Genomic DNA, 25465 nt, shown 5'->3' on the forward strand with positions numbered 1-25465 from the left:
GATCCTCGTAGACTCCCATTGCCATCTCGACCGCCTGGACCTCAGCGCCCATGGCGGCTCGCTCGACGCTGCCCTCGCGGCAGCCCGCAGCCATGGTGTCGGCTGCTTCCTGTGCATCGGCGTGAGTGCCGGCAACGCCGCGGCGGTGCGTGGCCTGGCGGCGAGCCATGCCGACGTGTACTGCTCGGTCGGTGTCCATCCGCTCGACCTCGAGCCCGGTAGCCAACCCGCGCTCGACTGGCTGCTCGGCGAGCTGGACGATCCGCGGGTGGTGGCCATCGGGGAAACCGGCCTCGACTACCACTATCAGCCGGACGCTGCCGCCCTGCAGCAGGAGGGTTTCCGTCTGCACCTGGAGGCGGCGCGGCAGACCGGCAAGCCGGTGATCGTTCACACTCGCGAGGCGCGTGCCGATACCCTGGCCATGTTGCGCGAGGCCGCCTTGCCGCAGGCCGGCGTACTGCATTGTTTCACCGAGGACTGGCCGATGGCCGCGGCCGCCCTCGACATGGGCTACTACATCTCGTTGTCCGGCATCGTCACCTTCCGCAATGCCGAGGCCCTGCGTGATGTGGCGCGGCGTGTGCCGGCCGACCGTCTGCTGGTGGAGACCGATGCGCCCTATCTGGCGCCGGTGCCCCATCGCGGCAAGCCCAATCTGCCCGAATACGTGCGCGACGTGGCTGACTTCCTCGCGGCCCTGCGTGGCGTTTCCGTCGAGACCCTGGCCGAGCAGACCACGGCCAATTTCCATCGCTTGTTCCCGCTCACGGCGCCTGGCGCCTGAATACTCCGGGCAAAAAAAACCCGGATTCTGGGGGATGAATCCGGGTCAAGACCATTAGGAGTGAAACCGGAACAGGCGCTCCACGCTGTTCCGCCTGACGGGCACTTGGGGGGGAGTGCCGCGCATCAGTGATTAACAGTATTGACCAGCCTCCCGCGCTTGATGGCCAGGAGTCACACTGTTTTAAAACGGATTTGAAATAGCGCTGTCATTGCTGAGTGCATCGCCGCATCAGCCATTATTTTCCCTTCGCCCGCTCTTTCGAGTGCTTCACACCAGTTGCCGCAGTATCGCCAGGGCTTCCTCGATCACCCGCTCCGGCGTGTAGAAGTGTGGTGACAGTCGCACGCCGCCGCCGCGCAGTGCGCATACCACCTGCTGTTGCTTGAGGGCCTCGAACAGGCGCGCATCCTCCAGGCTGGCGAGGCGGAAGGTGAGGATGCCGGCTCTGCGCTCTGTCTCCGCGGGGCTCAACAGGCTGACGCCGGGCAGGCTGGCGATGCCCTGGTGCAGCCAGGCGATGCGCTCTTCCAGGCGCGCGGCGACCTGGGGCATGCCCACTTCCTCGAGCAGCGACAGACTGGCCTCCAGTGCCGTGGCGCCGAGCATGTTCGGGCTGCCGCATTCGAAGCGCCTTGCGGTGCGCGCCGGCTGCCAGTCGCGCTTGTCGTAGTTGCCGGCCTCCTCCAGCATGTGCCAGCCGTACTCGTGCAGTTTCAGCTGTTCGCGCAGATCGCTGCGGCAGTAGAACACGCCGAGGCCTTCCGGGCCGAGCAGCCACTTGTGGCCGTCGGCCATGGCGAAGGCGCACTGGCTGGCCTGCACGTCGAAGGGCTGGGCGCCGAGCTGCTGGATGGCGTCGATGCACAACAGCACGCCGCGCGGCTGGCAGCCTGCACCGAGGCGCTGCATATCCAGGCGCAGGCCGCTGGCGTATTGCACGGCGCTGATCGCCAGCAGGCGAGTGCGCCCTGTGCAGGCGGCGAGCAGGGCGCCCTCCGGATCGCTGCCGGCGAGGCTGACCTCGATCACCTCCACACCCTGCGGGCGCAGCGCCTCCCAGACCACCCGATTGGAGGGGAACTCCTGGTCGCTGATCACCACCTGGTCGCCGGCACGCCAGTCCAGGCCGAAGGCGACGAACGACAGGGCCTCCGAGGTGTTCTTCACCAGTGCGACATCGGCCGTGGACGGTGCATTGAGCAGGCGCGCCAGGCGCTGGCGCAGGCGCTGCTCGACTTGCAGCCACTGCGGATAGTCGCGGGCGCCGATGCGCAGGTTCTGCTCGGCGAATGCACACACCGCCTGGCTGGCGCGCCGCGGCCAGGGGGCCACGGCGGCGTGGTTGAGGTAGCGCAGGCTGGGTTCCTGGGGAAATTCGTCTTGCCAAGGGCTCATCGTCGGTGCTCCTGCAATCGGGCGGATTGCGGCATGATACAGGGCAGGGCGGCCCGAGCCGCTCGCAGGGTCGGGCGCAGCGGGCATTTTTCGCAGCAGGATGGAGAGGTGGGAAAGATGGGTGATACGGGCAAGGCCGGCGAACTGCTGCAGCAGATTCCGGCCAGCAAGGGCGGGTTGCCGCCGGTGCATCTGTGGAATCCGCCGTTCTGCGGCGATATCGACATGCGCATCGCCCGCGACGGCAGCTGGTTCTATCTGGGCACGCCGATCGGGCGACCGGCCATGGTGCGGTTGTTCTCGACCATCCTGCGCCGCGATGGCGACGACTACTTCCTGGTGACCCCGGTGGAGAAGGTCGGCATCCGCGTCGACGATGCGCCATTCGTGGCGGTGGAAATGGACGTGGAAGGCGAGGGCGAGGCCCGACAGCTGCGTTTTCGCACCAGCGTGGGGGACGAGGTGCTGGCGGGCGCCGAGCACCCACTGCGCTTCGAACTGGACCCGCAGACCGAGGAGCCATCGCCCTACGTCCATGTGCGCGCCAACCTGGAGGCGTTGATCCATCGCAACCTGTTCTACCGGCTGGTCGAACTGGCGGTGCCGCGCGAGATCGCCGGGCAGATCTGGCTCGGCGTGTGGAGCGGCGGCGAGTTCTTCCCCATCGCGCCGCAGCCCGAGTAAGGACAACAAAAAAGGCCCCGCGGGGCCTTTTCTGTGAGCGCTTACATGTTGGGGTAGTTCGGCCCGCCGGTGCCTTCCGGGGCCACCCAATTGATGTTCTGCGCCGGATCCTTGATGTCGCAGGTCTTGCAGTGCACGCAGTTCTGCGCGTTGATCTGGAACTTCTTCTCGCCGCTTTCCAGGGTGACGATCTCGTACACCCCGGCCGGGCAGTAGCGCTGCGCCGGCTCGTCGTACAGTGGCAGGTTCCTGGCCAGCGGAATGTTTGGGTCGATCAGCTGCAGGTGGCAGGGCTGGTCTTCCTCGTGGTTGGTGTTGGAGAGGAACACCGAGGACAGCTTGTCGAAGCTCAGCTTGCCGTCCGGCTTGGGGTAGTCGATCTTCGGCGACTGCGCGGCGGGCTTGAGGCAGGCGTGGTCGGGCTTGTTGTCGTGCAGGGTGAGCGGGATCTTGCCGCCGAACAGGTTCTGGTCGACGAAGTTGAACGCCCCGCCGAGGATGGCGCCGAACTTGTGCATCGCCGCGCCGAAGTTGCGGCTGCGATACAGCTCGTCGTACAGCCAGCTGTCCTCGAAGGCCTTCACGTAGTTGTGCAGCTCGTCGCCGCCCTCGCGGCCGACGGCCAGCGCCTCGACGATCGCCTCGGCGGCCAGCATGCCGGACTTCATCGCGGTGTGGCTGCCCTTGATCTTGGCGAAGTTGAGGGTGCCGGCGTCGCAGCCGATCAGCGCACCGCCCGGGAACACCATCTTGGGCAGCGAGTTGAGGCCGCCCTTGCAGATGGCGCGGGCGCCATAGCTGATGCGCTTGCCGCCTTCCAGGTACTGCTTGATCACCGGATGGTGCTTGTAGCGCTGGAACTCGTCGAACGGCGACAGATGCGGGTTGCTGTAGGACAGGTCGACGATCAGGCCGACCACCACCTGGTTGTTCTCCAGGTGGTAGAGGAAGGAGCCGCCGGGATTCTCGTCGTTGAGCGGCCAGCCGGCGGTGTGCACCACCAGGCCCTGCTCGTGCCTGGCCGGGTCGATCTCCCACAGTTCCTTGATGCCGATGCCGTAGTGCTGGGCGTCGGCCTGGGCATCGAGGCGGTACTGCTTGATCAGCTGCTTGCCGATATGGCCGCGGCAGCCTTCGGCGAACAGGGTGTACTTGGCGCGCAGTTCCATGCCCGGGGTGTACAGGCCGTCCTTGGGCTTGCCTTCGTGGTCGACGCCCAGATCGCCGGTGACGATGCCGCGCACCACGCCCTGCTCGTCGATCAGCGCCTGCTGGGCGGCGAAGCCGGGGTAGATCTCCACGCCGAGGTTCTCGGCCTGCTGGGCCAGCCAGCGGCACAGGTTGCCCAGGGAGATGATGTAGTTGCCTTCGTTGTGCATGGTCTTGGGCACGGCGAAGTCGGGGATGCGGGTGGCGGCGGCATCGCTTTTCAGCAGGTAGATGTCGTCGCGCTTGACCGGGGTGTTGAGCGGGGCGCCGAGGGCCTGCCAGTCGGGGAACAGCTCGTTCAGGGCGCGCGGTTCGAACACCGCGCCGGAGAGGATGTGGGCGCCGACTTCGGAGCCTTTTTCCACCACGCAGACGCTGAGCTCCTGGCCGGCTTCGACGGCCTTCTGCTTCAGGCGGCAGGCGGCGGAGAGCCCGGCGGGGCCGGCTCCGACGATGACCACGTCGAATTCCATGTATTCGCGTTCCACAATTGTCTCCTGGCTCAAGGCTGGTAATCGCTCATTCTAATCAGCCGCTGCTTTGGCTTGTGCGGCGCAGTATATCCATGCGCGACGCCAGCACCAAACCTGGCGGCTGCCTTGGGCTGGGGTTTTTGCGAGGCGTCAATCGACGTTAGCACCGCCTGGCGGGGGCTCTGAGTCTTATTGACCGGGTAGGGGGATGCAGTCAAGATACCGTCGTTTTGGGTGTCGCGTTCCAGTTCGATGCGGTTGTTTTGGCTGGCAACCGCCAGATACGCCTCGGCGGCACCTCTTAATTTATCGGAAAACACGAGGAATCCATGAAGATTCTGGTAGCTGTCAAACGCGTGGTCGATTACAACGTGAAGGTCCGGGTCAAGGCGGACAACTCCGGCGTCGATCTCGCCAACGTCAAGATGTCGATGAACCCGTTCTGCGAGATCGCCGTGGAAGAGGCGGTGCGTCTGAAGGAGAGGGGCGTCGCCAGCGAAATCGTCGCGGTCTCCGTAGGCCCGACCGCTGCCCAGGAGCAACTGCGTACCGCCCTGGCTCTTGGCGTCGATCGCGCCATCCTGGTCGAGACCGCCGAGGAACTGAACTCCCTGGCCGTCGCCAAGCTGCTCAAGGCCGTGGTCGACAAGGAGCAGCCGCAGCTGGTCATCACCGGCAAGCAGGCCATCGACAGCGACAACAACCAGACTGGCCAGATGCTCGCCGCGCTGACCGGTTTCGCCCAGGGCACCTTCGCCTCCAAGGTCGAGATCGCCGATGGCAAGGCCAACGTCACCCGCGAGATCGACGGCGGCCTGCAGACCGTTGCCCTGAAACTGCCGGCCATCGTCACCACCGACCTGCGCCTCAACGAGCCGCGCTACGCCTCGCTGCCGAACATCATGAAGGCCAAGAAGAAGCCGCTCGACGTGCTGACTCCCGAAGCCCTCGGCGTGTCCACCGTCTCGACCGTGAAGACCCTCAAGGTCGAAGCGCCGGCTACCCGTCAGGCCGGTATCAAGGTCAAGTCGGTGGCCGAACTGGTCGAGAAACTGAAGAACGAAGCGAAGGTGATCTGATGGCCATTCTCGTCATTGCCGAACACAACAACGCCGCACTGGCCGCCGCGACCCTGAACACCGTGGCCGCCGCCGCGCAGATCGGTGGCGATATCCATGTGCTGGTCGCAGGTCAAGGCTGCGCCGCGGTCGCCGAAGCCGCCGCCAAGGTCGCCGGCGTCGCCAAGGTGCTGGTCGCCGACAACGCCGCCTTCGCTCACCAGCTGCCGGAAAACGTCGCCCCGCTGGTTGCCGAACTCGGCAAGAACTACAGCCACGTGCTGGCCGCCGCCACCACCAACGGCAAGAACGTCCTGCCGCGCGTCGCCGCGCTGCTCGACGTCGACCAGATCTCCGAGATCGTCAAGGTGGTCAGTGCCGACACCTTCCAGCGTCCGATCTACGCCGGCAACGCCATCGCCACCGTGCAGTCGAGCGCGGCGGTGAAGGTGATCACCGTGCGCAGCACCGGCTTCGATCCGGTGGCTGCCGAGGGTGGCAGCGCCGCCATCGAAGCGGTTGCCGCCGGTAACGACGCCGGTATCTCCGCCTTCGTCGGCGAGGAACTGGCCAAGTCCGACCGTCCGGAGCTGAGCTCGGCACGCATCGTCATCTCTGGCGGCCGCGGCATGCAGAACGGCGACAACTTCGCCCTGCTCTACAAGCTGGCCGACAAGCTCGGCGCCGCCGTGGGTGCCTCGCGCGCCGCGGTGGACGCCGGCTTCGTGCCCAACGACCTGCAGGTCGGCCAGACCGGCAAGATCGTCGCTCCCGAGCTGTATATCGCCGTGGGCATCTCCGGTGCGATCCAGCACCTGGCCGGCATGAAGGATTCCAAGGTGATCGTGGCGATCAACAAGGACGAGGAGGCGCCGATCTTCCAGGTCGCCGACTACGGCCTGGTCGCCGACCTGTTCGAAGCCGTACCCGAGCTGGAAAAGTCCCTGTAAGGACCGCTCCGCTGTCGAAAACCCGCTCCCCGGAGCGGGTTTTTTGTCGCCGTTTTTCGCCCCTGAATCAGTTACGCTGCCTGCACTCCGTCCCGGCCCTGCCGGCAACCGATTTCGAGGATTCCAATGTCTCTTCGCTCCCTTCTGCCGCGCCTGGCCCTGGCGGCCCTCTGCGCCGGCGCGCTTCCGGCCCTGGCGGCGGGCAAGTGCGAGCGCCTGGTGGCCACCGGCGCTCCGGATCAGCCACCCTATCTGTGGCAAGACCCGCAGCATCCCGAGCAGCTGGTCGGTGCCAGTGCCGACCTGCTCAAGGCTCTGGGCCAGGAGCTGGGCGTACAGGTCGAGGTGCTCTACGCCGGCAAGCGCGCCATGGCGCTGGACGACGCCCTCAATGGGCGCGTCGACGTGCTGGCGGGCAGTTACCTGACGCCGACCGCCCTGGAGCAGTTCGACTTCATCCATCCGGCCTATCTCGCGGTCCCCGTGCACGTCTGGGCGCCGCTGGACAAGGCGCCGCTGTTCGCCCGGCTGGCCGACCTGGCCAGCCATCGCGGGTTGGCGGTCGGCGCCGGAGGCTACGCCACGCCCCTGCTGGGTCAGGTCGAGACGCTCAAGCTCAAGCGTACCGCCAAGGTCGGCGAGGCCCTGCAGCAGCTGCAGCAGGGCAAGCTCGACTACCTGCTGCTCGAACGGCATGCCGGCAGGGCGGAGGTCGAGCGCCAGGGGCTGGGCGGCGAAGTGATCGCGCTGCAGCCGGCGCTCAGCGAGGAGCCGCTGTATCTGGCCCTGTCGCATAACTCGGCGTGCAACCATCCCTGGCTGCGCGGACAGCTGGCGAAAAAGATGACAGAATTCCGCGCCGCCGGCGTGCCGCAGACCCTGCTCGAGCGCAATCTGGAGCGCTGGAAGGCCCAGCGGCTCGCCGCCAAGCCCTGAACAGGATGTTGATTCCATGACCCTACGCCTGTGTGCCGTCCTGGCACTGTCGTTGCTGGCCGGTTGCGCCAGCGATCCGGCCCCCACGGCCCAGTTGCAGCTCACCGAGGAAGCCCTGCAGCAGGCCCATGCCGTGGGCGCCGATGCCGAGCAGGAGGATCTGCGTGTAGCCGAGGCCGGTCTGGCGGCCGCGCGCGAGGCCTTTGCCCGCGAGGAATACCGCGAGGCGCGCATGTTTGCCGAGCGTGCCGAACTGGACGCGCGCCTGGTCGAGGCCCGCATCCTGACCGCCAAGAGCAGTGCGCAGATCGCCGAGCTGAAGAGCCGGATCAGGCAGCTGCGCACCGAACTGGGAGGTCGACCATGAGGCTGGCGAAGATCCGTGTCCTGCTGTGGCTGGGACTGGCCGCGCTGGGAGGCTGTGCCGCTCACGGTGACGCGCGACAGGCGTTGGAGCAGGCGCGCAGCGATTATGAGCAGCTGGCGGCCGACGATGCCGTGCTGGCCAGCGCGCCCAAGGATGTCGTGCGTGCCGGCGAGTCGCTGGCCCGTGCCGAGCGGCTGAGCAGCTACTGGGGCAGCGGCGAGGATGTCGCGCACTACGCCTATCTGAGCCAGCGCTACGGCGCCATCGCCCGCGAGCACAGCCGGCAGGTCGCCCAGCAGCGCCAGCTGGAGCGCCTGCAGCAGGAGCGCGACGGGTTGGAGCAGGCCCTGCGCGAGGCCAAGCTGCTCAGCGTGCAGCAGCAGAGCAGCTGGCTGGAGGAGCAGATGGACAGCCTGGCCACCATGCCGACCGAGCGCGGCCTGGTGATGACCCTGGGCGATGTGCTGTTCGACACCGGTCGCGCCGAGCTGAAAAGCTCGGCGAACCGTATCGTGCTCAAGCTCTACCAGTTCCTCACGCTCAATCCGCAGCGTGTCGTGCGCATCGAGGGCTATACCGACAGTCGCGGTCCCGCGGCCGAGAACGTCGAGCTGTCGCGCGCCCGGGCGCAGACGGTGGCCGACGTGCTGATCGACCTGGGCATCGAGGCCAAGCGCATCGAGGTGCAGGGCTACGGCGAAGCCTTCCCCCTCGCGGCCAACGCCTCGGCGCAGGGGCGTGCGCAGAACCGCCGGGTCGAGATCGTGTTTTCCGACGATCAGGGCCAGCTCAGCCCGCCGCGTGAGTAAGCTGCGGCTATCGTGACGAAGGCGAGAGGACGGCGGCCGGAGCCGGCTGCCGGTCAGGCGAGGTCTGCGATGAGCGGCATGCGTGGGTTACTTGGCCTCGGGCTGGTGCTGGCGCTGGCCGCCTGCGATGCGGATCGCCCCGAGGCCGAGCGGCAGTCTTCGCCAGCGCCGGCGGTGCAGCAGGAGCAGCCGGCGCCATCGAGCGCGCCTGCCGTCCCGTCGGTGCCATCCGCTGCGCCCGCCAAGGTCGCGCCCGCACAGTCTGCGGTCACTCCCGTGCCGACGCGCCCGCCGGCGCCTGCTGCGCAATCGCCGCAGCCTGCCGGCGTGCCGAAGAAGCCATCGACAGCGGAGGAGCCGGCCACGGCCGTCACGCTGCCCAAGCAGCCCGAGCGGCCTCTCGATCTCAGCCTCCCCGGCGAAGACGTCGAGCCTTTCCCTTTGCCCACCGCTGCGGCCTCCGTGCTCAACGAAGGGACGGAAGGGACGGACGCGCTGCTGCCGCCGCTATTCAAGGCACACGAACAGGCGCGGCCCCCCTTCGAGCTGGGCGGACGGCTGATCACCAACGAGGGCGCCGAGGACGGCTATCTCGATACGATCGAAGGTGCGGAGCTGCAGCTGCGCTTTCGCCGCTGAGTTCCGGGCCTCATTCGTCCTCGCCGTCCTCCTGACGCGCCTTCGCCTGCAGTTCGGCCTCTCGTTCGCGCAGGCGCTGCAACTGTTCTTCGCTGAGCGGCATCTTGTCCGCGCTGTCGCGTAGCAGCAGCAGGCTGCCGACCACCAGGCCGAAGGCCAGGGCCAGGAACAACCATGCAAACCAGGGCATAACACACTCCACAGAGGTTGATGGTTCCACCATAACCCCGGTGGCGGCGGCTGTCTCGTCCGATTTCGGGGGGCAGTTGCGCTACAATGCGCGCCATTCGATTCGCGAGAGAGCCCCATGTCCTGCCAGACCCCGATCATCGTCGCCCTGGATTTTCCCACCCGTGAAGCCGCGCTGGCCCTGGCCGACCAGCTCGACCCGCAGCTGTGCCGGGTCAAGGTCGGCAAGGAGCTGTTCACCCGCTGCGGCCCGCAGATCGTCGAGACGCTGGCCGGCAAGGGCTTCGAGGTGTTCCTCGACCTGAAATTCCACGACATTCCCAACACCACCGCCATGGCGGTCAAGGCCGCCGCCGAACTGGGCGTGTGGATGGTCAACGTGCATTGCTCCGGTGGCCTGCGCATGATGGCGGCATGCCGCGAGACCCTTGATGCGCTGAGCGGCGCCAAGCCGCTGCTGATCGGCGTCACCGTGCTGACCAGCATGGAGCGTAGCGACCTCGCCGGTATCGGCCTGGATGTCGAGCCCCAGGTCCAGGTGCTGCGTCTGGCCGCTCTCGCCGCGCAGGCCGGCCTCGACGGCCTGGTCTGCTCCGCCCAGGAGGCGCCGGCCCTCAAGGCCGCCCAGCCGCAGCTGCAGCTGGTCACTCCGGGCATCCGCCCGGCCGGCAGCGCCCAGGACGACCAGCGCCGCATCCTCACCCCGCGCCAGGCGCTGGATGCCGGTTCCGACTATCTGGTGATCGGCCGACCGATCAGCCAGGCGGCTGAGCCCGCCGCCGCGCTGGCCGCGGTGGTGGCCGAGCTGCGCGGCTGATAGCCGCACCGACACGCCGGACGCCCAGGGGGCTCGGGGAGATGAGCGAAGTCGATCCCTATCGTCCGCCGCAGGCGCCGCTGCTCGACGAGCGCCTGCCCGCGTCCTTCGTCGAGCATTGGCGCCGCGACCAGCTGCTGGTGCTGGGCGGCCTCGCCCTGGGCTTCGCGTTCGGCTTGTTCGCGCTGCTGGCGTTGAGCCTGTGGCAGGTGTTGTACCCGCAGCTGCCGCCGTTGGTCATTCCCCATCTACTGCGCTTGCTGCTGGTGCCGTTGTGGGCCTATCTGTTGCTGCGCCTGCGTGCCCTGCTGGCCACCCGCTTCGGGCTGCACGACGGTCTGGACCGGGCGCTGTGGCTGCAGGTCGCGCTGGCATTCCTGGCCACCGGCTTCGCCGCGCTGCAGGAGGAGTACGGCGCGCGGTTGCCCGCCGCGCTGGAGCTGGCCAGCTTCGCGCTGTTCGTCGTCCTGGGGTTGAGCGTGCTGCGCTTCGCCCTGAGCCTGCGGCGTATCCGCCGGCCCTATCCGGCGCTGCGCCTGTTCGCCTGGCTGCTGTTGCTGGTGGGGGTCGCCTGCGCGAGCGTGCTGCTGCTGGTGCCGGCGCTGGTGCTGTGCCTGGTGGCCAGCGTCGCGCTGGCCTGGGTGTTCTTCGCCGCGGCGGACGAGCGGGCAGGGTGATGCGCCAACCAGCCCGCAGTGGCCGGTTGTGGCGCGGCGTTCAGCGGACCAGGCTGAGGAATTCGCCGCGGGTCGCCGGATTGGCGCGGAACTCGCCGAGCATCACCGAGGTGATCATCGCGGAGTTTTGCTTCTCCACGCCGCGCATCATCATGCACATGTGCTTGGCCTCGATCACCACCGCCACGCCGAGGGCGCCGGTGATCTGCTCGACCGCTTCGGCGATCTGCCGGGTGAGGTTTTCCTGGATCTGCAGGCGGCGGGCGTACATGTCGACGATGCGCGCCACCTTCGACAGGCCGAGCACCTTGCCGTTGGGGATGTAGGCCACATGGGCCTTGCCGATGAACGGCAGCAGGTGGTGCTCGCACAGCGAATACAGCTCGATGTCCTTCACCAGCACCATCTCGCTGTTGTCCGAGCCGAACAGGGCGCCGTTGGTGACTTCCTCGAGGCTCTGCTCATAGCCGCGGCAGAGGTACTGCATGGCCTTGGCCGCGCGGGCGGGAGTATCGCGCAGGCCTTCGCGCTCGACGTCCTCGCCGAGCAGGCCGAGGATCGCGGTGTAGTGCTGAGACAGGGACATGGGGTTTCCTGATAGAAGCTAAGCGGCGAAGGGTAGGGGGCTGGCGGGTGGCTGGCAAGTCCTACCGTGCAAGTCGGGTAAGTCGCAGGCCGGCTCACAGGGAGCCGAGGCGCCGCGCCTCTGGCTCGGGGCACGAGAGCAGCGCCTGGATCGCGGGGGTTATTCGTCGCGGCCGTCCAGCATGGTGCGCTTGAGCAGCACGTAGACCGCGCCGGTGCCGCCGTGCTTGGCCAGGCAGGAGGTGAAGCCGAGCACCTGCGGATGCTGGCGCAGCCAGGTGTTGACGTGGCTTTTCACCATGGGCCGGCGGCCATCGGTGCGCGCGGCCTTGCCGTGGGTGACGCGCACGCAGCGCACCTCGAAGCGCGCCGCCTCGGCGAAGAACTCCCAGAGGGTGGCGCGCGCCTTCTCCACGCTCATGCCGTGCAGGTCGATACTGCCCTCGAAGGGGATCTGCCCGGCCTTGAGCTTGCGCATCTGGCCTTCCTGCACGCCGTCGCGCGCCCAGTACAGCTCGTCCTCGGCGCCGACGTCGATCACGAACAGGTCGGAAAGACCGTCCACCGTGGTGGTCTGCTCGGTGAGGATGGCGCTCTGCTGGCGCTGGGCGACCTGCTGGCGGTCGGTCTTGGGCTTGCCGGTGTCGGCGCGTTCCTCGACCTTGATGCGCTTGACGCCGCGCATCTCGTTCTTGAACAGGGAAAAATCGTCGTCTTGCATGCTGATCTCCGCAACAGACGCCAATTCTAACGGAACTTGGCGTCCGTGCGGATGACCCGGCTGACCGAGCAGTCAGGCGCCGAGGGCGGCAGCGTCGGTCACCACCGTGGCGAACAGGTCGGCCAGCGCGGTCAGCTCGACGCGGTGCAGGGTGGCGGCGTCCACCACCACGCCGTCGATGCCCGGCAGGTCGCGGGTGGCGCAGGCGGCGGCAACCACCGTGCTGCGATAGCCGAGGTCCTTGGCGGCGCGCACCGTGGCGCTCACGCACATATGGGTCATGAAGCCGACCACCACCAGTTGCTCCCGGCCCAGCTCGCGCAGCACGCGATCCAGGTCGCTGTGGGCGAACGAGTTGGGCAGCGGCTTGCGCACCACGGCTTCGCCGGATTGCGGGGTCAGTTCCTCGAAGATCTCGCCGCGCGGGCCTTCGGGGTCGAACAGGTAGCCGGGCACGCCGACGTGCTGCACGTGCACCACCGGCGCCCCGGCGGCGCGTGCCGCTTCGAGCAAACGCAGGATCTGCGCGGCGGCCGTCTCGACGCCGGGCAGGCGCAGGTCGCCGCTGCGGTATTCGTTCTGCGCGTCGATGATCAGCAGGGTGGCCTGCTTGAGGTCGGCGGCCGGATGGCTGCTGCCGGTCAGTTCGAACAGGGTTTTGGCGTCGCTCATGCTGTACTCCGGTGGGGGATGGACGCGACCATTGTGGGCATGACGACGGCGGCGCTGAAGGTACAGGCTTGCCGACCGACAATGCATTTTTGCAGGGAGTCTGCGATGGCCTTCGACTGGAACGACATTCTCGTGCTGCTGGCGCTGGAGCAGCACGGCACCCTGGCCGCGGCGGCGCGGGCGCTGGCGGTCAACCCGACCACGGTGAGCCGGCGCCTGCAGGCGGCCGAGCGGGCGCTGCAGGTGCACCTGTTCCTGCGCGACAGCGGCCGCTACCGACCGACCCCGGCCGGCCAAGTGCTGCTGCAGCGGGCCGCGGCGCTGCAGGGCGACGTGCAGGGCATGCTGCTGGCCGCCCGCGAGGAGGCGCAGAGCGTGGCCGGCAGCGTGCGGCTGACCTCGGTGGAGTTCCTCCTCGCCCACTGGCTGATTCCGCAGTTGCCCGCGCTGGCCGAGCGCCATCCGCAGCTCGACCTGCAGCTGCTGGGCGACAACCGCGACCTGTCCTTCACCCGCCGCGAGGCCGATCTCGCCCTGCGCCTGGCTCGCCCGCAGCAGGATGCCGCGCTGGTGATGCGCAAGGTCGGCGAGTTGGGCTATGCGGTGTACGGCGCCGAGCGCTTCGCCGCGGCGCAGCCGGCCGACTGGCCGCGGCTGCCCTGGCTGGGCTACGACGACAGCCTCGGCCACCTGCCGGAGGCGCGCTGGCTACAGCGGCTGGATCCACAGGGCGGGGTGCGTCTGCGCGTCACCGCGGTGACCTCGCTGCAGCGCGCCTGCCAGGCCGGGCTGGGGCTGGCGTTGTTGCCCTGCCTGGTCGGCGAGGTGCCCGGCCTGTACCGGTTGTCCGCTGTCGAACTCAGCCGCGAGCTGTGGCTGCTGTGCCACCGCGACCTGCGCGAGACCCTGCGCTTTCGCACGCTGGCCGACTGGCTGGCGGAGCGGGCGACGGCGGACGCGGCCCGCCTGAGCGGCGGCGTGGGTCCCGGCGGCGCGCATGGGCTAGAATGCCCGCCCCATCACCAAGGACTCCCCAGCCATGAGCGCCACCCCGAGCCGTCTGCAAAGCATCCGTGACCTGATCCGCTGGGGCGTCAGCCGTTTCCACGAGGCCGAGCTGTTCTTCGGCCACGGCACCGACAACGCCTGGGACGAGGCGCGCCTGCTGGTGCTCGGCGGCCTGCACCTGTCCTGGGACACCCCGGAGAGCTGGTTCGACTGCCGCCTGGAGGACGACGAGCTGGACGCGGTGCGCGCCCTGCTGCAGCGGCGTATCGACGAGCGCGTGCCGGCCGCCTACCTGCTCGGCGAGGCCTGGTTCTGCGGCCAGCCGTACTGCGTCGACGAGCGTGTGCTGGTGCCGCGCTCGCCGATCGCCGAGCTGATCGCCCGGCAGTTCGCGCCTTGGCTCAAGGCTGCTCCGGCGCGCATCCTCGACCTGTGCACCGGCTCTGGCTGCATCGGCATCGCCTGTGCCCACGCCTTCCCTGAGGCCGAGGTGGTGCTCGGCGATCTGTCGTTCGACGCCCTGGAAGTGGCCAACCTCAACATCGAGCGCCATCAGGTGGAGGAGCGCGTCTACACCGTGCAGGGCGACGGTTTCGACGGCCTGCCGGGCCAGCGCTTCGACCTGATCGTCTCCAATCCGCCCTACGTGGACGCCGAGGACTTCGCCGACATGCCGGCCGAGTTCCATCACGAGCCGGCCATGGGCCTGGCCTGCGGCGAGGACGGCCTCGACCTGGTGCGCCGCATGCTCGCCGAGGCCGCCGACCACCTGAGCGACGACGGCCTGCTGGTGATCGAGGTGGGCAACAGCCAGGTGCACGTCGAGGCGGCCTACCCGGAAGTGGCGTTCACCTGGGTGGAGTTCGAACAAGGCGGCCACGGCGTGTTCGTGTTGAGCGCCGAGCAGTGCCGCCAGCATCAGGCGCTGTTCCGCGCGCGCCTGCAGGGCGAGTGATTTCGGGCCAGTCCCGCGTAGCGATCAGCCTGCCGGCAGGATGAAGCGCGCCAGGCCCTCGACCAGTTCGGCCGCCAGTGGCAGGCGTGGGTCGTTGTAGGAAGCCAGCGGCGGCGCGGCGGCTGGCACGATGCGCAGCACGTGGTTCATGCCCTCGATCAGCAGCAGCTGCGCCTCCGGCCGGGCCTGTTGGAGCAGCAGCGCCTCCTCGGCGTCGACCTGGAAGTCGCGGGTGCCCTGGACGATCAGCGCCGGGACCGGTACGCGGGCGAAGGCCTCGGCCGGGCGCTGGCGCAGCAGGCTGATCAGGTAGGGTTGCACACTGGGGCGCAGCAGCACCTGCAGTTTCGCCGATACCTTTGCCACCCGGTGGCCTTGCTCCAGCCGGCGCAGGATCGTCTCGGTTTCCGCCGCCAGCGCGGGCGGCAGGCGGCCCTGCAGCTGCTCGCGCAGCACCCAGCCGAGCGGGTGGGCGATGCCGGACAGGCTGACCAGCGCATCGGCGCCGGCGTCCGCGGCGGCCAGGCTGGCGATCAGCGCGCCCTCGCTGTGGCCGAGCAGGATCAGCTGTGAGAAGCGCGGATCGCTCTTCAGCAACTGGCCCCAGGCCGCCGCGTCGGCGACGTAGGCCTCGACGCTCAATTCCTCCTCGCGCGGCGCCACCGCCCGGCTGGCCGCCACGCCACGCTTGTCGTAGCGCAGGCTGGCGATGCCGCGCGCGGCCAGCTCGCGGGCCAGCAGGCGCAGGCTGTCGTTGTGGGCGCCCTCGGGATTGTTGCCGTCGCGGTCGGTCGGCCCGGAGCCGGCAATCATCAGCACCACCGGCAGCGGGCCGTCGCGGTCGGGCAGGGTCAGGGTGCCGTGCAGGGTGCCGCCGGGCACCCGCAGCGCCATCGGCCATTGCACCAGGCTGGTCGGCGCCGCGTGGGCGAGGCCCGCGCACAGCAGGAAGATCAGCAGCAACAGGCGGGACATGCGAACTCCAGACGAGGGGCAGGGCGGGGCGCCGGCGTTTCCCCAGCGGGCGGACGCTTGGGTATACTTTGCGGCCCTGAAATTTCCCGCCGCGGAGCATCCTGCATGTCTGGCAATACTTACGGCAAGCTGTTCACCGTCACCACCGCCGGTGAAAGCCATGGTCCGGCGCTGGTCGCCATCGTCGACGGCTGCCCGCCCGGGCTGGAGCTGTCGCTGGACGACCTGCAGCGCGACCTCGACCGCCGCAAGCCCGGCACCAGCCGCCACACCACCCAGCGCCAGGAAGCCGACGAGGTGGAGATCCTCTCGGGGGTGTTCGAGGGCAAGACCACCGGCTGCCCGATCGGCCTGCTGATCCGCAACACCGACCAGAAGTCCAAGGACTACTCGGCGATCAAGGACCTGTTCCGCCCGGCCCACGCCGACTACACCTACCATCACAAGTACGGCATCCGCGACTACCGCGGCGGCGGCCGCAGCTCGGCGCGCGAGACCGCGATGCGCGTGGCCGCCGGCGCCATCGCCAAGAAGTACCTGGCCAGCCTCGGGATCACCGTGCGCGGCTTCATGAGCCAGCTCGGCCCGATCGAGATCCCCTTCAAGACCTGGGACAGCGTCGAGCAGAACGCCTTCTTCAGCCCCGACCCGGACAAGGTGCCCGAGCTGGAGGCCTACATGGACCAGCTGCGCCGCGACCAGGATTCGGTCGGCGCGAAGATCACCGTGGTCGCCGAAGGCGTGCCGCCGGGCCTCGGCGAGCCGATCTTCGACCGCCTCGACGCCGAACTGGCCCACGCGCTGATGAGCATCAACGCGGTCAAGGGCGTGGAGATCGGCGCCGGCTTCGCCAGCGTCGCCCAGCGCGGCACCGAGCACCGCGACGAGCTGACTCCCGAAGGCTTCCTGTCGAACAATGCCGGCGGCATCCTCGGCGGCATTTCCAGCGGCCAGCCGATCGTCGCCCACCTGGCGCTCAAGCCGACCTCCAGCATCACCACCCCCGGCCGCTCCATCGATGTCGACGGCAACCCGGTGGAAGTGATCACCAAGGGCCGCCACGATCCCTGCGTGGGCATCCGCGCCACGCCGATCGCCGAGGCGATGATGGCCATCGTGCTGCTCGATCACCTGCTGCGCCACCGCGCGCAGAACGCCGAGGTGCGGGTGAGCACCCCGGTGCTCGGCCAGCTCTGAGACGCATCGCGGGTTGGCTGCCGGCCCTGGCCGGCTTCCAGCCTGCGGGACGAGCATGACTTCCGCCTTGCCCTACTGGCGCCTGTCCGGCTTCTACTTCAGCTACTTCGCCCTGCTCGGCGCGACGGCGCCGTTCCTCGCCCTGTACTTCCATCACCTCGGTTTCTCCGCCGCGCGTATCGGCGAGCTGGTGGCCATCCCCATGCTGATGCGCTGCGTGGCGCCCAACCTGTGGGGCTGGCTGGGCGACTATACCGGCCGCCGGCTGTTGATCGTGCGCCTCGGCGCGCTGCTGACCCTGCTCAGCTTCGCCAGCATCTTCTACCGCCGCGACTACGCCTGGCTGGCGCTGGTGATGGCCCTGCACGCCTTCTTCTGGCACGCCGTGCTGCCGCAGTTCGAGGTCATCACCCTGGCCCACCTGCGCGAGCAGGCGGCGCGCTACAGCCAGCTGCGCCTGTGGGGCTCGATCGGCTTCATCTGCACGGTGGTCGGCCTCGGCGCGCTGTTCGAGCGGGTCAGCCTGGACGCCTATCCGTGGGCGGTGGCCGCCATCATGCTGGCCATCGCACTCAGCAGCCTGTGGATTCCCAACGCCCAGCCGCAGGGCCACGCCGGCGAGGCCGAACGCGGCGGCTTCCTGCAGCAGCTGCGTCGCCCCGGCGTGCCGGCCTTCTACTGCGCGGTGGCGCTGATGCTGCTCAGCCACGGCCCGTACTACACCTTCATCACCCTGCACCTGGAGAGCCTCGACTACAGCCGCACCCAGATCGGCTGGCTGTGGGCGCTCGGCGTGGTCGCCGAGATCCTCGTGTTCCTGGTGATGGCCCGCCTGCTGGCGCGCTTTTCCGTGCGCCAGGTGCTGCTCGCCAGCCTGCTGCTGGCGGCGCTGCGCTGGCTGCTGCTCGGCAACCTGGCCGACCACTGGCCGGTGCTGCTGCTGGCGCAGACCATGCACGCGGCCACCTTCGGCAGCTTCCACGCCGCCGCCATCCACTTCGTCCGCCACAGCTTCGCCGCCCGCCAGCAGGGTCAGGGCCAGGCGCTGTACGCCGCGCTGTCCGGCGTCGGCGGGGCGCTCGGCGCGCTGTACGCCGGCTACAGCTGGACCAGCCTGGGCCCGGCCTGGACCTTCGCGCTGGCCAGCCTGGCGGCGCTGGCGGCGGCCGCTATCATTGCCCTCCGCCTGCCCGAGCCGGCGCGGCTTCCTGAATCACCGATCCTCGAGACCCCCTGATGACCGACCAGCGCGAACTCCTCACCCGCCAGATCATCGAGGCCGGCCGCTTCCTCTACGGTCGCGGCTGGTCGCCGGCCACCAGCAGCAACTACTCGGCGCGCCTGGACGCCGATCGGGCGCTGCTCACCGTGTCCGGCAAGCACAAGGGCCAGCTCACCGAGCACGACGTGCTGGCCACCGATCTCGCCGGCAACAGCCTGGAGCCGGGCAAGAAACCCTCGGCCGAGACCCTGCTGCACACCCAGCTGTACGCCTGGCGTGCCGACATCGGCGCGGTGCTGCACACCCACTCGGTGAACGCCACCGTGCTGTCTCGCCTCACCGAGGGCGACCACCTGCTGCTCGAGGACTACGAGCTGCAGAAGGCCTTCGCCGGGGTGACCACCCACGAGGGCCAGGTGCTGGTGCCGATCTTCGCCAACGACCAGGACATCGCCCGCCTGGCGGGCAAGGTGCAGCAATGGCTGGATACGCATGCGGACTGCGTGGGCTACCTGATCCGCGGCCACGGCCTTTACACTTGGGGGCCGCAGATGAGCGATGCGCTGCGGCAGATCGAGGCCTTCGAATTCCTCTTCGAATGCGAACTGAAGACCCGCCAGGTGCTGGGTCGCTGAGCGAACCGTCGACCGAACAAGGAGCTGCCATGAGCTGGCTGAGCGTCTACCACGAATCCACCCCCCAGCAGCCGCTGAAGGTGCTGACCCACGCCGAGGACATCGCCGCCACCCTGGCCGAGGCCGGCGTGCGTTTCGAGCGCTGGCAGGCCAACGCGCCCATCGCTCCCGGCGCCAGCCAGGAGGAGGTGATCGCCGCCTACCGCCACGAGATCGACAAGCTGATGACCGAGCAGGGCTACGTCACCGTCGACGTGGTCAGCCTGGACCGCACGCACCCGCAGAAGGCCGAACTGCGCGCCAAGTTCCTCGACGAGCACATCCACGGCGAGGACGAGGTGCGCTTCTTCGTCGCCGGCCGCGGTCTGTTCACCCTGCACATCGGTGACCACGTCTACGCGGTGCTGTGCGAGAAGAACGACCTGATCTCGGTGCCGGCCGGCACCAAGCACTGGTTCGACATGGGCGAGGAGCCGCACTTCGTCGCCATCCGCCTGTTCAACAACCCCGAAGGTTGGGTCGCCAAGTTCACCGGCGACCCCATCGCCAAGTCCTTCCCGCCGCTGGAGGACTGACGGTGCCGATCAAAGTCATCCTCACCGACATCGAGGGCACCACCAGCGCGGTCAGCTTCGTTTTCGACGTGCTGTTCCCCTTCGCGGTCAAGCACCTGCCGGACTTCGTGCGCGGCCATGCCGACGAGCCGGCGGTGGCCGCGCAGATCGCGGCGGTGCGCGCCGAGAGCGGCGAGGCGGGTGCCGACGTCGAGCGGGTCATCGCCATCCTGCTGGAGTGGATCGCCGCCGACCGCAAGGCCACCCCGCTCAAGGCGCTGCAGGGCATGGTCTGGGAGCAGGGCTACCGCGCCGGCCAGCTCAAGGGCCACGTCTACCCGGATGCGGTGGACGCGCTCAAGGCCTGGAAGGCCGCCGGCCTCGACCTGTACGTCTACTCCTCCGGCTCGATTCAGGCGCAGAAGCTGATCTTCGGCTGCTCCGAGGCGGGCGACCTGACGCCGCTGTTCTCCGGCTACTTCGACACCACCAGCGGCGGCAAGCGCGAAGCCGCGTCCTATGCGCGCATCGCCGCCGCCATCGGTCGTCCGGCCGGCGAGATCCTGTTCCTCTCCGACGTGGTGCAGGAACTGGACGCCGCGCGCGCCGCCGGCATGGCCACCTGCGGCCTGGCCCGCGAGGGCGGCGAGCTGGCCGGCCACCGTACCGTGGCCAGCTTCGCGGCCATCGAGCCGACGCAGTTCTGAATAGCGGCCGGCCCCTGCGCGGGCCGGCCGTTTTGCCATGCATTGGTCATCCTGCCGCCCCACACTGTCGCCAACTTTCCAGCGGGCCACGGCGGACCTTGCCATTTCTGGCTAGAATTCTTTCATCTTCAATAACTTACAAAGGAATACGGCATGAGCGATTATCAGGAAACACTCTATGACGGCTACGGTCAGCGCTTTCGCATCGACCAGATGCTGCACGAGGTGCGCACCGAGCATCAGCATCTGGTGATTTTCCAGAACGCGCGCATGGGCCGCGTGATGGCGCTGGACGGCGTGATCCAGACCACCGAAGCCGACGAGTTCATCTACCACGAGATGCTCACCCACGTGCCGATCCTCGCCCACGGCCTGGCCAAGCGCGTGCTGATCATCGGCGGCGGCGACGGCGGCATGCTGCGCGAGGTGGCCAAGCACGCCAGCGTCGAGCACATCACCATGGTCGAGATCGACGGCACCGTGGTCGACATGTGCAAGCAGTTCCTGCCCAACCACTCCAAGGGTGCCTTCGAGGATCCGCGTCTCAACCTGGTGATCGACGACGGCATGCGCTTCGTCGCCACCACCGAGGAGAAGTTCGACGTGATCATCTCCGACTCCACCGATCCCATCGGTCCGGGCGAGGTGCTGTTCTCGGAGAACTTCTACGAGGCCTGCCGCCGCTGCCTGAACGACGGCGGCATTCTGGTGACCCAGAACGGCACGCCCTTCATGCAGCTGGGCGAAGTGCAGACCACCGCTTCGCGCATGCACGGCCTGTTCGCCGACTGGCACTTCTACATGGCGGCGGTGCCGACCTACATCGGCGGCTCGATGACCTTCGCCTGGGGCAGCACCAGGGCCGAGTACCGCCAACTGCCGCTGGAGACCCTGCGCCAGCGCTTCGCCGGCAGCGGCATCGTCACCCGCTACTACAACCCGGAGATCCACCAGGGCGCCTTCGCCCTGCCGCAGTACGTGCTGCAGGCGATCCACAAGCCGAGCAACGACTGAACACCGCTTGGCGGACACGAAAAAAGAGAAGGGGCCTGATCAGGGCCCCTTCTCTTTTTTCAGACGGGATGCTGCCGTCGTTTGCTGTCTGTGCACTGACCCGCCTCGCATCGCATCGCCGAGGGTACGGGTCCGGGAGACGGCTGGCTTCCCGGTGGGTCGCTGGTCACGCCGCGCGGGCTTTTTCGGCCTCTACAGGCGGCGTGCCTTCCTTCATCCCTTGCATGACCTGGTTGCGGAACTCCGGCGTGTCTTCGTAGCCGTGCACGGAACGTCCGTGCTCGACAACAGCTGCCAGCAGCTCTTCCTTGGTGTCGGCGGCCAGTGCCACTGTGCACTTCACGTCGCCCGGGTAGTCCCGGCAATCGATGTAGTACCTGGACATGATGGCGCCCTCCAGATCGCTAAGGCTGACTCCTGCCCCCTGAATCAGGAAGCAGGGCCTTGGAGTCGATAATTCCGGGCTTCTTGTTGTTGGAGTCCAGACTCATCCGGCTCTGATTTGAGTATAGGTCGCCAGCCGGGGCCGCAAGAGCAGGGAACTTTATTTCCGCCGAGCGGTCCGGCCTTCAGCCGCGGCAGGCGGCCAGCTCCTCCATCAGCAGGCACACCAGTTCGGCGGCCGGCAGCGGACGCGCCATCGCGGCGCCCTGTCCGGCCCACAGCGACAGATATTCACTGCGTCCCTGGCGCACCGCGGCCTGGCGGATGTCGCCGGTCAGCGCGTTCTGCACCGGGTAGGCCAGCACCTGGTCCTCCATGCTGGTGAAGCGACGCATGAAGTCGTTGGTGATGCCGCGCGCATGGCGGCCGGAGAAGGCGCGGGTCAGCCGGGTGCTGTCGTCGCCGGCGGCGAGGATCGCCTCCTTCCAGATCGCTGGAATGCCCGACTCCGGGCAGCACAGGAAAGCGGTGCCGAGCTGCGCGGCCTGCGCACCGAGCAGCAGGCTGGCGGCGATGCTGCGGCCGTCCATCAGCCCGCCGGCCGCCACCACCGGAATGTTCACCGCCGCCACCATCTGCGGCAGCAGCGCCATCAGGCCGATGCACGATTGCTGCGGGTCGCCGAGGAAGCTGCCGCGGTGACCCCCGGCCTCGCAGCCTTGGGCGCACACCAGATCGGCGCCGACCGCCTGCCAGGCGCGCGCTTCGGCCACCGTGGTGGCGGTGCCCATCACCAGGCAGCCGGCGGCATGGAAGCGCGCCACCGTGGCGGCGTCGAGGATGCCGAAGGTGAAGCTGACCACCGGCGGCGCCAGCTCCAGGACGGTTTCGATCTGCGCGCGGTTGTCCTCGCAGAAGCGCGCCGGCCGCCCGCCCGGGGGCAGGCCCAGTTCGGCGCGCAGCGGGTCGAGGCGCGCCTGGGCCTGGGCGACTTCCTCCTCGCTCGGCGCCGGGTCGTCGAGGATGAACAGGTTGACGTTGAACGGCCGCTCGGTGAGTTCGCGCACCCGCGCGACGCCCTCGCGGATCGCCGCCGGGGCCAGGGTGGCGGCGGCGAAGGAGCCCAGCGCGCCGGCGTTGCTGACCGCGGCGACCAACTGCGGGGTGGTCGCGCCGCCGGCCATGGGCGCCTGGATCAACGGGTGGCGGATGCCGACGAGGCGGGTGAAGGCATTGTCTGGACGGGACATTGCGGGGCTTCCTGCACTGAACTGGGGCGGTAGTGGCCTGTTTGGTTAGTTCAGTTAGTCAATTTCGGCGCCCATAGCCCCGATACTGCGTTGCCACTCCTCGCCATAGCCCTGCTATGACTCGTCGCGGCGCCTTGTCTCGGAGCCATGGTCATCCGAACTTGAGTTAACCAACTAACCGCACAGGCCACTAGTTTGCCCTCAATGCAGGGCCTTGACCATGTACACCGCCGGCACCCCGTAGGACGCCAGGTTGCGCTGCTGGCGGTCGTCCAGCCCGGCATGCTCGGCGTAGCCCTGGCGGCTCCAGAAACCCTGCGAATCCTGCACGGAGACCAGCGCGGAGTACTGCAGGCGGCTGGCGCGTCCCTGTTCGAGCAGCCGCTGCACCAGGCCCGGCCCGATGCCGCGACCGGCGGCGCGGCCGCTCACCGCCAGATCGTGCAGGTACAGGCAGTCGGCGTCCGTCGGTTCGGCGAACGCGCCGTCCAGCGGCGTCACCTTGCCGGCGCGCGAGCGATAGCCGAACAGGTAGGCGCATACGCCCCAGGCGTCCGCGGCGACCCAGGCCAGGTCCGGGGCGGCCAGCAGGCGCTGGCGGATGATTTCGGCACTCTCCAGCAGTTCGCTGGCGTAGGACTCTTGCTGGATAGCCAGCACGGCCGGGATGTCGTGCTCGGCCATGGGGCGCAGGTGGTAGTTCATGAGCTCGGGGACAATAAATCTGGAAAGCGGAAGCGCAGCGCGAAGGGCTTCTCGGGGAGCTCCTGCGGTGCGAAGTCAAGCCGCGTCGGCAGCGAGGGCCGGCATTATCCCAGATTCGTGCGCGGCGCGGGCGCTGCCCGCGGCCGGCTCGCTCACAGATCCAGGCGAGCGCCCTGCAGGCGGCCGTGCACGGTGACCAGGTCGTAGGTGCGCTCTTCTTCGGTGTAGCGGGCGACGACCCGGTGGGCGACGCGGTTGGCGGTGTCGTTCAGGCGTTGGCAGTTGGCCATTACCGGCAGGGCGCGCAGCTCGCGATCGACGTCGAGGGCCGCCTTGCGGCTGATCTCGTAGTGCCCCAGTTCGTGCTGGTGCAAGGCTTCCAGATACTGGTCGAACTGTTCGCGTATACCGCTATCGCCGCCTTCCAGGCGTGGCAACTTGATGACGGCGTGCAGGTTGGTGACGACATTGCTGAGCCGGCAATAGCCGTTCTCTTCAATCCAGTTATAACTCCAGTTCACCGTCCAGGTGGTATTGGCATGATAGGTGAGGCCGTCATGGCGGATCGGCGAGTTGCGGTTGAGCGTCATGCCCAGCGAATTCTCATCGCTAGCCGGTACGGGATAGTCGGTGTAGTCGAGTTTTTCGCCGATCTCGGCGTGCGCTTCGGGGGCTATCAGCGCAAGAGCCAGCGTTGCCAGCACGCTCGTCCATAGAGCCTTGGCCAGTCCCATGCGCAGCGGGCGACCGCTCGAAATGCCGATGAGGTTTTCCATGCTCCCACGCCTCCTGCATGTTTTCGCCGGGCAAGCCGAACCCGCCGCAGGAACTACCGGCCTGCGGAGAACAAAAATGTTCGAGGGTTTTTTGATTGTGCGACTTGAAGTTAGCAGAGGGCGAAAGTGGCGATGGTGGGCGGGTTTATATGATGTTTGGCAATTCTTTTTCTGGTCTTTTATTGGGAATAAATTTATCGTCGATAAAGTATCGACAATAAATTGTTGTTTTTGGAGTGGTAGATATTTAGTGCTAGTAATTGTCTTGGATGGCTTGAAGTAATTTTCTCCTGCTTATTTCCCGGTCGTACTATCTGTAAGACGATTTAAGTGATCTACAAGGAATTTCACTCCGACTATGGCATTCGTGGAGTCACGCCTGGTCATGGCCCTTGGCGGTTGTCTGCGCTTTGAAGGGTGGGATCGTTCAGGAGAAATGTTTTCTTGACGCTGCAGGACGACAGCTTCCCGGCGAATTTGTGGCTCGCTGCTGCGGCGACGTGCCGATGGGCGTGCCGATTAATGCGTTTTGGCGCGAATCACGCGACGAACGGTAATCGGGAGCGAGGTGGCGGCCTGCGGAGCATCGGTGGTCACCCGGGCGGTCATGCACTGGGCGGGGTGAGGAATGTCGGCATGTCGTGGCCGGCGGTCGGGGAGGCGCTCTCGACTGCACGGTCCAGGCCATTTGCGGCTAGGCTGATCACGATGTGGATCCGCATCCGATCTAAATCAGCGGAGGAGTGCGTGCAATGGCAACTGTCGCTCCAGAAGATATCAGCAGTAGCGTGCTGCGCCGGATGAGGGAAGGGGGGTTCGATTTTGCCCGGGTCCATCCGATCGAGTTCTACGCCATCTTTCCGGACGAGGCGCGAGCGCGGCAGGCGGCGGGAAATTTTCGTGGCGAGTCGATGAACGCCCAGGTCAGTTACCGCGACGGGGCCTGGCACCTGCAGGTGAGCAAGGTGATGTACGCCACCCATGCCGGCATCGACGATTTCGAGAACGACCTGCAGGCGCTGGTCACTCCTTTGGGAGGTGTGCTCGACGGCTGGGGAGTGACCCAGGAAGTGGAGGGCAAGCGACCCTGAATGGTGCGCGCGATCCTGTGA

Annotated in this window: 31 protein-coding genes; 19 read left to right on the forward strand and 12 right to left on the reverse strand. The window is 67.7% G+C overall.

From position 1 onward, the window contains the following. Window position 1 precedes the first annotated feature (1 nt). Window positions 2–787: a TatD family hydrolase gene (locus LMJ29_RS19170; RefSeq protein ID WP_229607243.1), complete on the forward strand. Its 786-nt coding sequence runs from the start codon at window positions 2–4 to the stop codon at window positions 785–787. 270 nt (window positions 788–1057) lie between these two features. On the opposite strand, the gene LMJ29_RS19175 is transcribed toward LMJ29_RS19170, so the two are convergent. Then, window positions 1058–2185, reverse strand: coding sequence for an aminotransferase class V-fold PLP-dependent enzyme (locus tag LMJ29_RS19175; RefSeq protein ID WP_229607113.1), 1128 nt, complete (start codon window positions 2183–2185; stop codon window positions 1058–1060). Window positions 2186–2302: 117 nt separating this feature from the next. Here LMJ29_RS19175 and LMJ29_RS19180 point away from each other — a divergent pair, with 117 nt between their 5' ends. Continuing rightward, the gene (locus LMJ29_RS19180; RefSeq protein ID WP_229607114.1) at window positions 2303–2869 is read left to right on the forward strand and encodes a DUF1285 domain-containing protein; all 567 of its coding nucleotides are present in this window, start codon (window positions 2303–2305) and stop codon (window positions 2867–2869) included. A gap of 41 nt (window positions 2870–2910) precedes the next feature. Here LMJ29_RS19180 and LMJ29_RS19185 read toward each other — a convergent pair whose 3' ends face one another. Then, window positions 2911–4566 carry an electron transfer flavoprotein-ubiquinone oxidoreductase gene (locus tag LMJ29_RS19185; protein ID WP_229607115.1) on the reverse strand — a complete coding sequence of 552 codons (1656 nt, stop codon included), beginning with the start codon at window positions 4564–4566 and terminating at the stop codon, window positions 2911–2913. Between the two features lie 14 nt (window positions 4567–4580). After that, window positions 4581–4871 carry a hypothetical protein gene (locus tag LMJ29_RS19190; RefSeq protein ID WP_229607116.1) on the reverse strand — a complete coding sequence of 97 codons (291 nt, stop codon included), beginning with the start codon at window positions 4869–4871 and terminating at the stop codon, window positions 4581–4583. A 9-nt stretch (window positions 4872–4880) separates the two neighbouring features. On the opposite strand from LMJ29_RS19190, the gene LMJ29_RS19195 reads away from it, so the two are divergent. The 6 genes from LMJ29_RS19195 to LMJ29_RS19220 all read left to right on the forward strand — a co-directional run bounded on the left by LMJ29_RS19195 (window position 4881) and on the right by LMJ29_RS19220 (window position 9310). Next, window positions 4881–5630: an electron transfer flavoprotein subunit beta/FixA family protein gene (locus LMJ29_RS19195; RefSeq protein WP_229607117.1), complete on the forward strand. Its 750-nt coding sequence runs from the start codon at window positions 4881–4883 to the stop codon at window positions 5628–5630. Continuing rightward, window positions 5630–6559, forward strand: a complete 930-nt coding sequence (locus tag LMJ29_RS19200; protein ID WP_229607118.1) for an electron transfer flavoprotein subunit alpha/FixB family protein — start codon at window positions 5630–5632, stop codon at window positions 6557–6559. Before LMJ29_RS19195 ends, LMJ29_RS19200 begins: the two co-directional genes overlap by 1 nt. A 126-nt stretch (window positions 6560–6685) precedes the next feature. Next, window positions 6686–7495 (forward strand): substrate-binding periplasmic protein, encoded by an 810-nt coding sequence (locus LMJ29_RS19205; RefSeq protein ID WP_229607119.1) that lies wholly within the window; start codon window positions 6686–6688, stop codon window positions 7493–7495. A 16-nt stretch (window positions 7496–7511) separates the two neighbouring features. Then, the gene (locus tag LMJ29_RS19210) at window positions 7512–7862 is read left to right on the forward strand and encodes a DUF4398 domain-containing protein (protein WP_229607120.1); all 351 of its coding nucleotides are present in this window, start codon (window positions 7512–7514) and stop codon (window positions 7860–7862) included. After that, complete coding sequence (locus tag LMJ29_RS19215; protein WP_229607121.1) at window positions 7859–8671, forward strand: OmpA family protein; 813 nt, start codon at window positions 7859–7861, stop codon at window positions 8669–8671. Before LMJ29_RS19210 ends, LMJ29_RS19215 begins: the two co-directional genes overlap by 4 nt. A gap of 69 nt (window positions 8672–8740) precedes the next feature. Then, window positions 8741–9310 (forward strand): hypothetical protein, encoded by a 570-nt coding sequence (locus LMJ29_RS19220; protein ID WP_229607122.1) that lies wholly within the window; start codon window positions 8741–8743, stop codon window positions 9308–9310. 10 nt (window positions 9311–9320) lie between these two features. Here LMJ29_RS19220 and LMJ29_RS19225 read toward each other — a convergent pair whose 3' ends face one another. Further along, complete coding sequence (locus tag LMJ29_RS19225) at window positions 9321–9500, reverse strand: DUF2897 family protein (RefSeq protein ID WP_229607123.1); 180 nt, start codon at window positions 9498–9500, stop codon at window positions 9321–9323. 117 nt (window positions 9501–9617) lie between these two features. Here LMJ29_RS19225 and pyrF point away from each other — a divergent pair, with 117 nt between their 5' ends. Together pyrF and LMJ29_RS19235 are read left to right on the forward strand one after the other, a co-directional pair. Further along, a complete protein-coding gene (gene pyrF / locus LMJ29_RS19230) occupies window positions 9618–10316 on the forward strand; it encodes an orotidine-5'-phosphate decarboxylase (RefSeq protein ID WP_229607124.1) in 699 nt (232 codons plus the stop codon). A 41-nt stretch (window positions 10317–10357) separates the two neighbouring features. After that, complete coding sequence (locus tag LMJ29_RS19235) at window positions 10358–10993, forward strand: hypothetical protein (protein ID WP_229607125.1); 636 nt, start codon at window positions 10358–10360, stop codon at window positions 10991–10993. 40 nt (window positions 10994–11033) lie between these two features. Here the strand turns inward: LMJ29_RS19235 and folE are convergent, their stop codons facing one another. The 3 genes from folE to LMJ29_RS19250 form a co-directional block, all read right to left on the reverse strand. Continuing rightward, entirely contained in the window at window positions 11034–11579 is a 546-nt protein-coding gene (gene folE, locus LMJ29_RS19240; protein WP_229607126.1) for a GTP cyclohydrolase I FolE, read from the reverse strand. Window positions 11580–11738: 159 nt separating this feature from the next. Beyond that, a complete protein-coding gene (locus LMJ29_RS19245; RefSeq protein WP_229607127.1) occupies window positions 11739–12299 on the reverse strand; it encodes a Smr/MutS family protein in 561 nt (186 codons plus the stop codon). A 72-nt stretch (window positions 12300–12371) separates the two neighbouring features. Continuing rightward, window positions 12372–12971 carry a cysteine hydrolase family protein gene (locus LMJ29_RS19250; protein ID WP_229607128.1) on the reverse strand — a complete coding sequence of 200 codons (600 nt, stop codon included), beginning with the start codon at window positions 12969–12971 and terminating at the stop codon, window positions 12372–12374. 105 nt (window positions 12972–13076) lie between these two features. On the opposite strand from LMJ29_RS19250, the gene LMJ29_RS19255 reads away from it, so the two are divergent. Both LMJ29_RS19255 and prmB read left to right on the forward strand, forming a co-directional pair. Continuing rightward, window positions 13077–14048, forward strand: coding sequence for a LysR family transcriptional regulator (locus LMJ29_RS19255; protein WP_229607129.1), 972 nt, complete (start codon window positions 13077–13079; stop codon window positions 14046–14048). Continuing rightward, window positions 14011–14934 (forward strand): 50S ribosomal protein L3 N(5)-glutamine methyltransferase, encoded by a 924-nt coding sequence (gene prmB / locus LMJ29_RS19260; protein ID WP_229607130.1) that lies wholly within the window; start codon window positions 14011–14013, stop codon window positions 14932–14934. Before LMJ29_RS19255 ends, prmB begins: the two co-directional genes overlap by 38 nt. Before the next feature lie 24 nt (window positions 14935–14958). Here prmB and LMJ29_RS19265 read toward each other — a convergent pair whose 3' ends face one another. Then, entirely contained in the window at window positions 14959–15909 is a 951-nt protein-coding gene (locus tag LMJ29_RS19265; RefSeq protein ID WP_377655829.1) for an alpha/beta hydrolase, read from the reverse strand. A gap of 105 nt (window positions 15910–16014) precedes the next feature. Between LMJ29_RS19265 and aroC the strand changes: the two genes are divergently transcribed. From aroC to speE, 6 genes are all read left to right on the forward strand, one after another. Beyond that, window positions 16015–17106, forward strand: coding sequence for a chorismate synthase (gene aroC / locus LMJ29_RS19270; RefSeq protein ID WP_229607131.1), 1092 nt, complete (start codon window positions 16015–16017; stop codon window positions 17104–17106). 55 nt (window positions 17107–17161) lie between these two features. Next, on the forward strand, window positions 17162–18343 hold the full coding sequence (locus LMJ29_RS19275) for an MFS transporter (RefSeq protein ID WP_229607132.1): 1182 nt from the start codon (window positions 17162–17164) through the stop codon (window positions 18341–18343). Beyond that, a complete protein-coding gene (locus tag LMJ29_RS19280) occupies window positions 18343–18963 on the forward strand; it encodes a methylthioribulose 1-phosphate dehydratase (RefSeq protein ID WP_229607133.1) in 621 nt (206 codons plus the stop codon). Before LMJ29_RS19275 ends, LMJ29_RS19280 begins: the two co-directional genes overlap by 1 nt. 29 nt (window positions 18964–18992) lie before the next feature. After that, complete coding sequence (locus LMJ29_RS19285) at window positions 18993–19538, forward strand: 1,2-dihydroxy-3-keto-5-methylthiopentene dioxygenase (protein ID WP_229607134.1); 546 nt, start codon at window positions 18993–18995, stop codon at window positions 19536–19538. Between the two features lie 2 nt (window positions 19539–19540). Beyond that, a complete protein-coding gene (gene mtnC, locus LMJ29_RS19290) occupies window positions 19541–20224 on the forward strand; it encodes an acireductone synthase (RefSeq protein ID WP_229607135.1) in 684 nt (227 codons plus the stop codon). A 153-nt stretch (window positions 20225–20377) separates the two neighbouring features. Further along, window positions 20378–21238 (forward strand): polyamine aminopropyltransferase, encoded by an 861-nt coding sequence (speE, locus tag LMJ29_RS19295; protein ID WP_229607136.1) that lies wholly within the window; start codon window positions 20378–20380, stop codon window positions 21236–21238. Window positions 21239–21404: 166 nt separating this feature from the next. On the opposite strand, the gene LMJ29_RS19300 is transcribed toward speE, so the two are convergent. From LMJ29_RS19300 to LMJ29_RS19315, 4 genes are all read right to left on the reverse strand, one after another. After that, window positions 21405–21623: a DUF1059 domain-containing protein gene (locus LMJ29_RS19300; RefSeq protein ID WP_229607137.1), complete on the reverse strand. Its 219-nt coding sequence runs from the start codon at window positions 21621–21623 to the stop codon at window positions 21405–21407. A 184-nt stretch (window positions 21624–21807) separates the two neighbouring features. Beyond that, complete coding sequence (locus tag LMJ29_RS19305; protein WP_229607138.1) at window positions 21808–22872, reverse strand: NAD(P)H-dependent flavin oxidoreductase; 1065 nt, start codon at window positions 22870–22872, stop codon at window positions 21808–21810. Window positions 22873–23073: 201 nt separating this feature from the next. Beyond that, complete coding sequence (locus LMJ29_RS19310) at window positions 23074–23556, reverse strand: GNAT family N-acetyltransferase (protein WP_229607245.1); 483 nt, start codon at window positions 23554–23556, stop codon at window positions 23074–23076. Between the two features lie 173 nt (window positions 23557–23729). Continuing rightward, entirely contained in the window at window positions 23730–24353 is a 624-nt protein-coding gene (locus LMJ29_RS19315; protein WP_229607139.1) for a DUF922 domain-containing protein, read from the reverse strand. 752 nt (window positions 24354–25105) lie between these two features. Between LMJ29_RS19315 and LMJ29_RS19320 the strand changes: the two genes are divergently transcribed. Then, the gene (locus LMJ29_RS19320) at window positions 25106–25444 is read left to right on the forward strand and encodes a ribonuclease E inhibitor RraB (RefSeq protein WP_229607140.1); all 339 of its coding nucleotides are present in this window, start codon (window positions 25106–25108) and stop codon (window positions 25442–25444) included. Window positions 25445–25465 lie beyond the last annotated feature (21 nt).

Origin of the sequence: Pseudomonas oryzagri (assembly GCF_020831405.1) — a bacterium.
GTDB classification, from domain to species: domain Bacteria; phylum Pseudomonadota; class Gammaproteobacteria; order Pseudomonadales; family Pseudomonadaceae; genus Geopseudomonas; species Geopseudomonas oryzagri.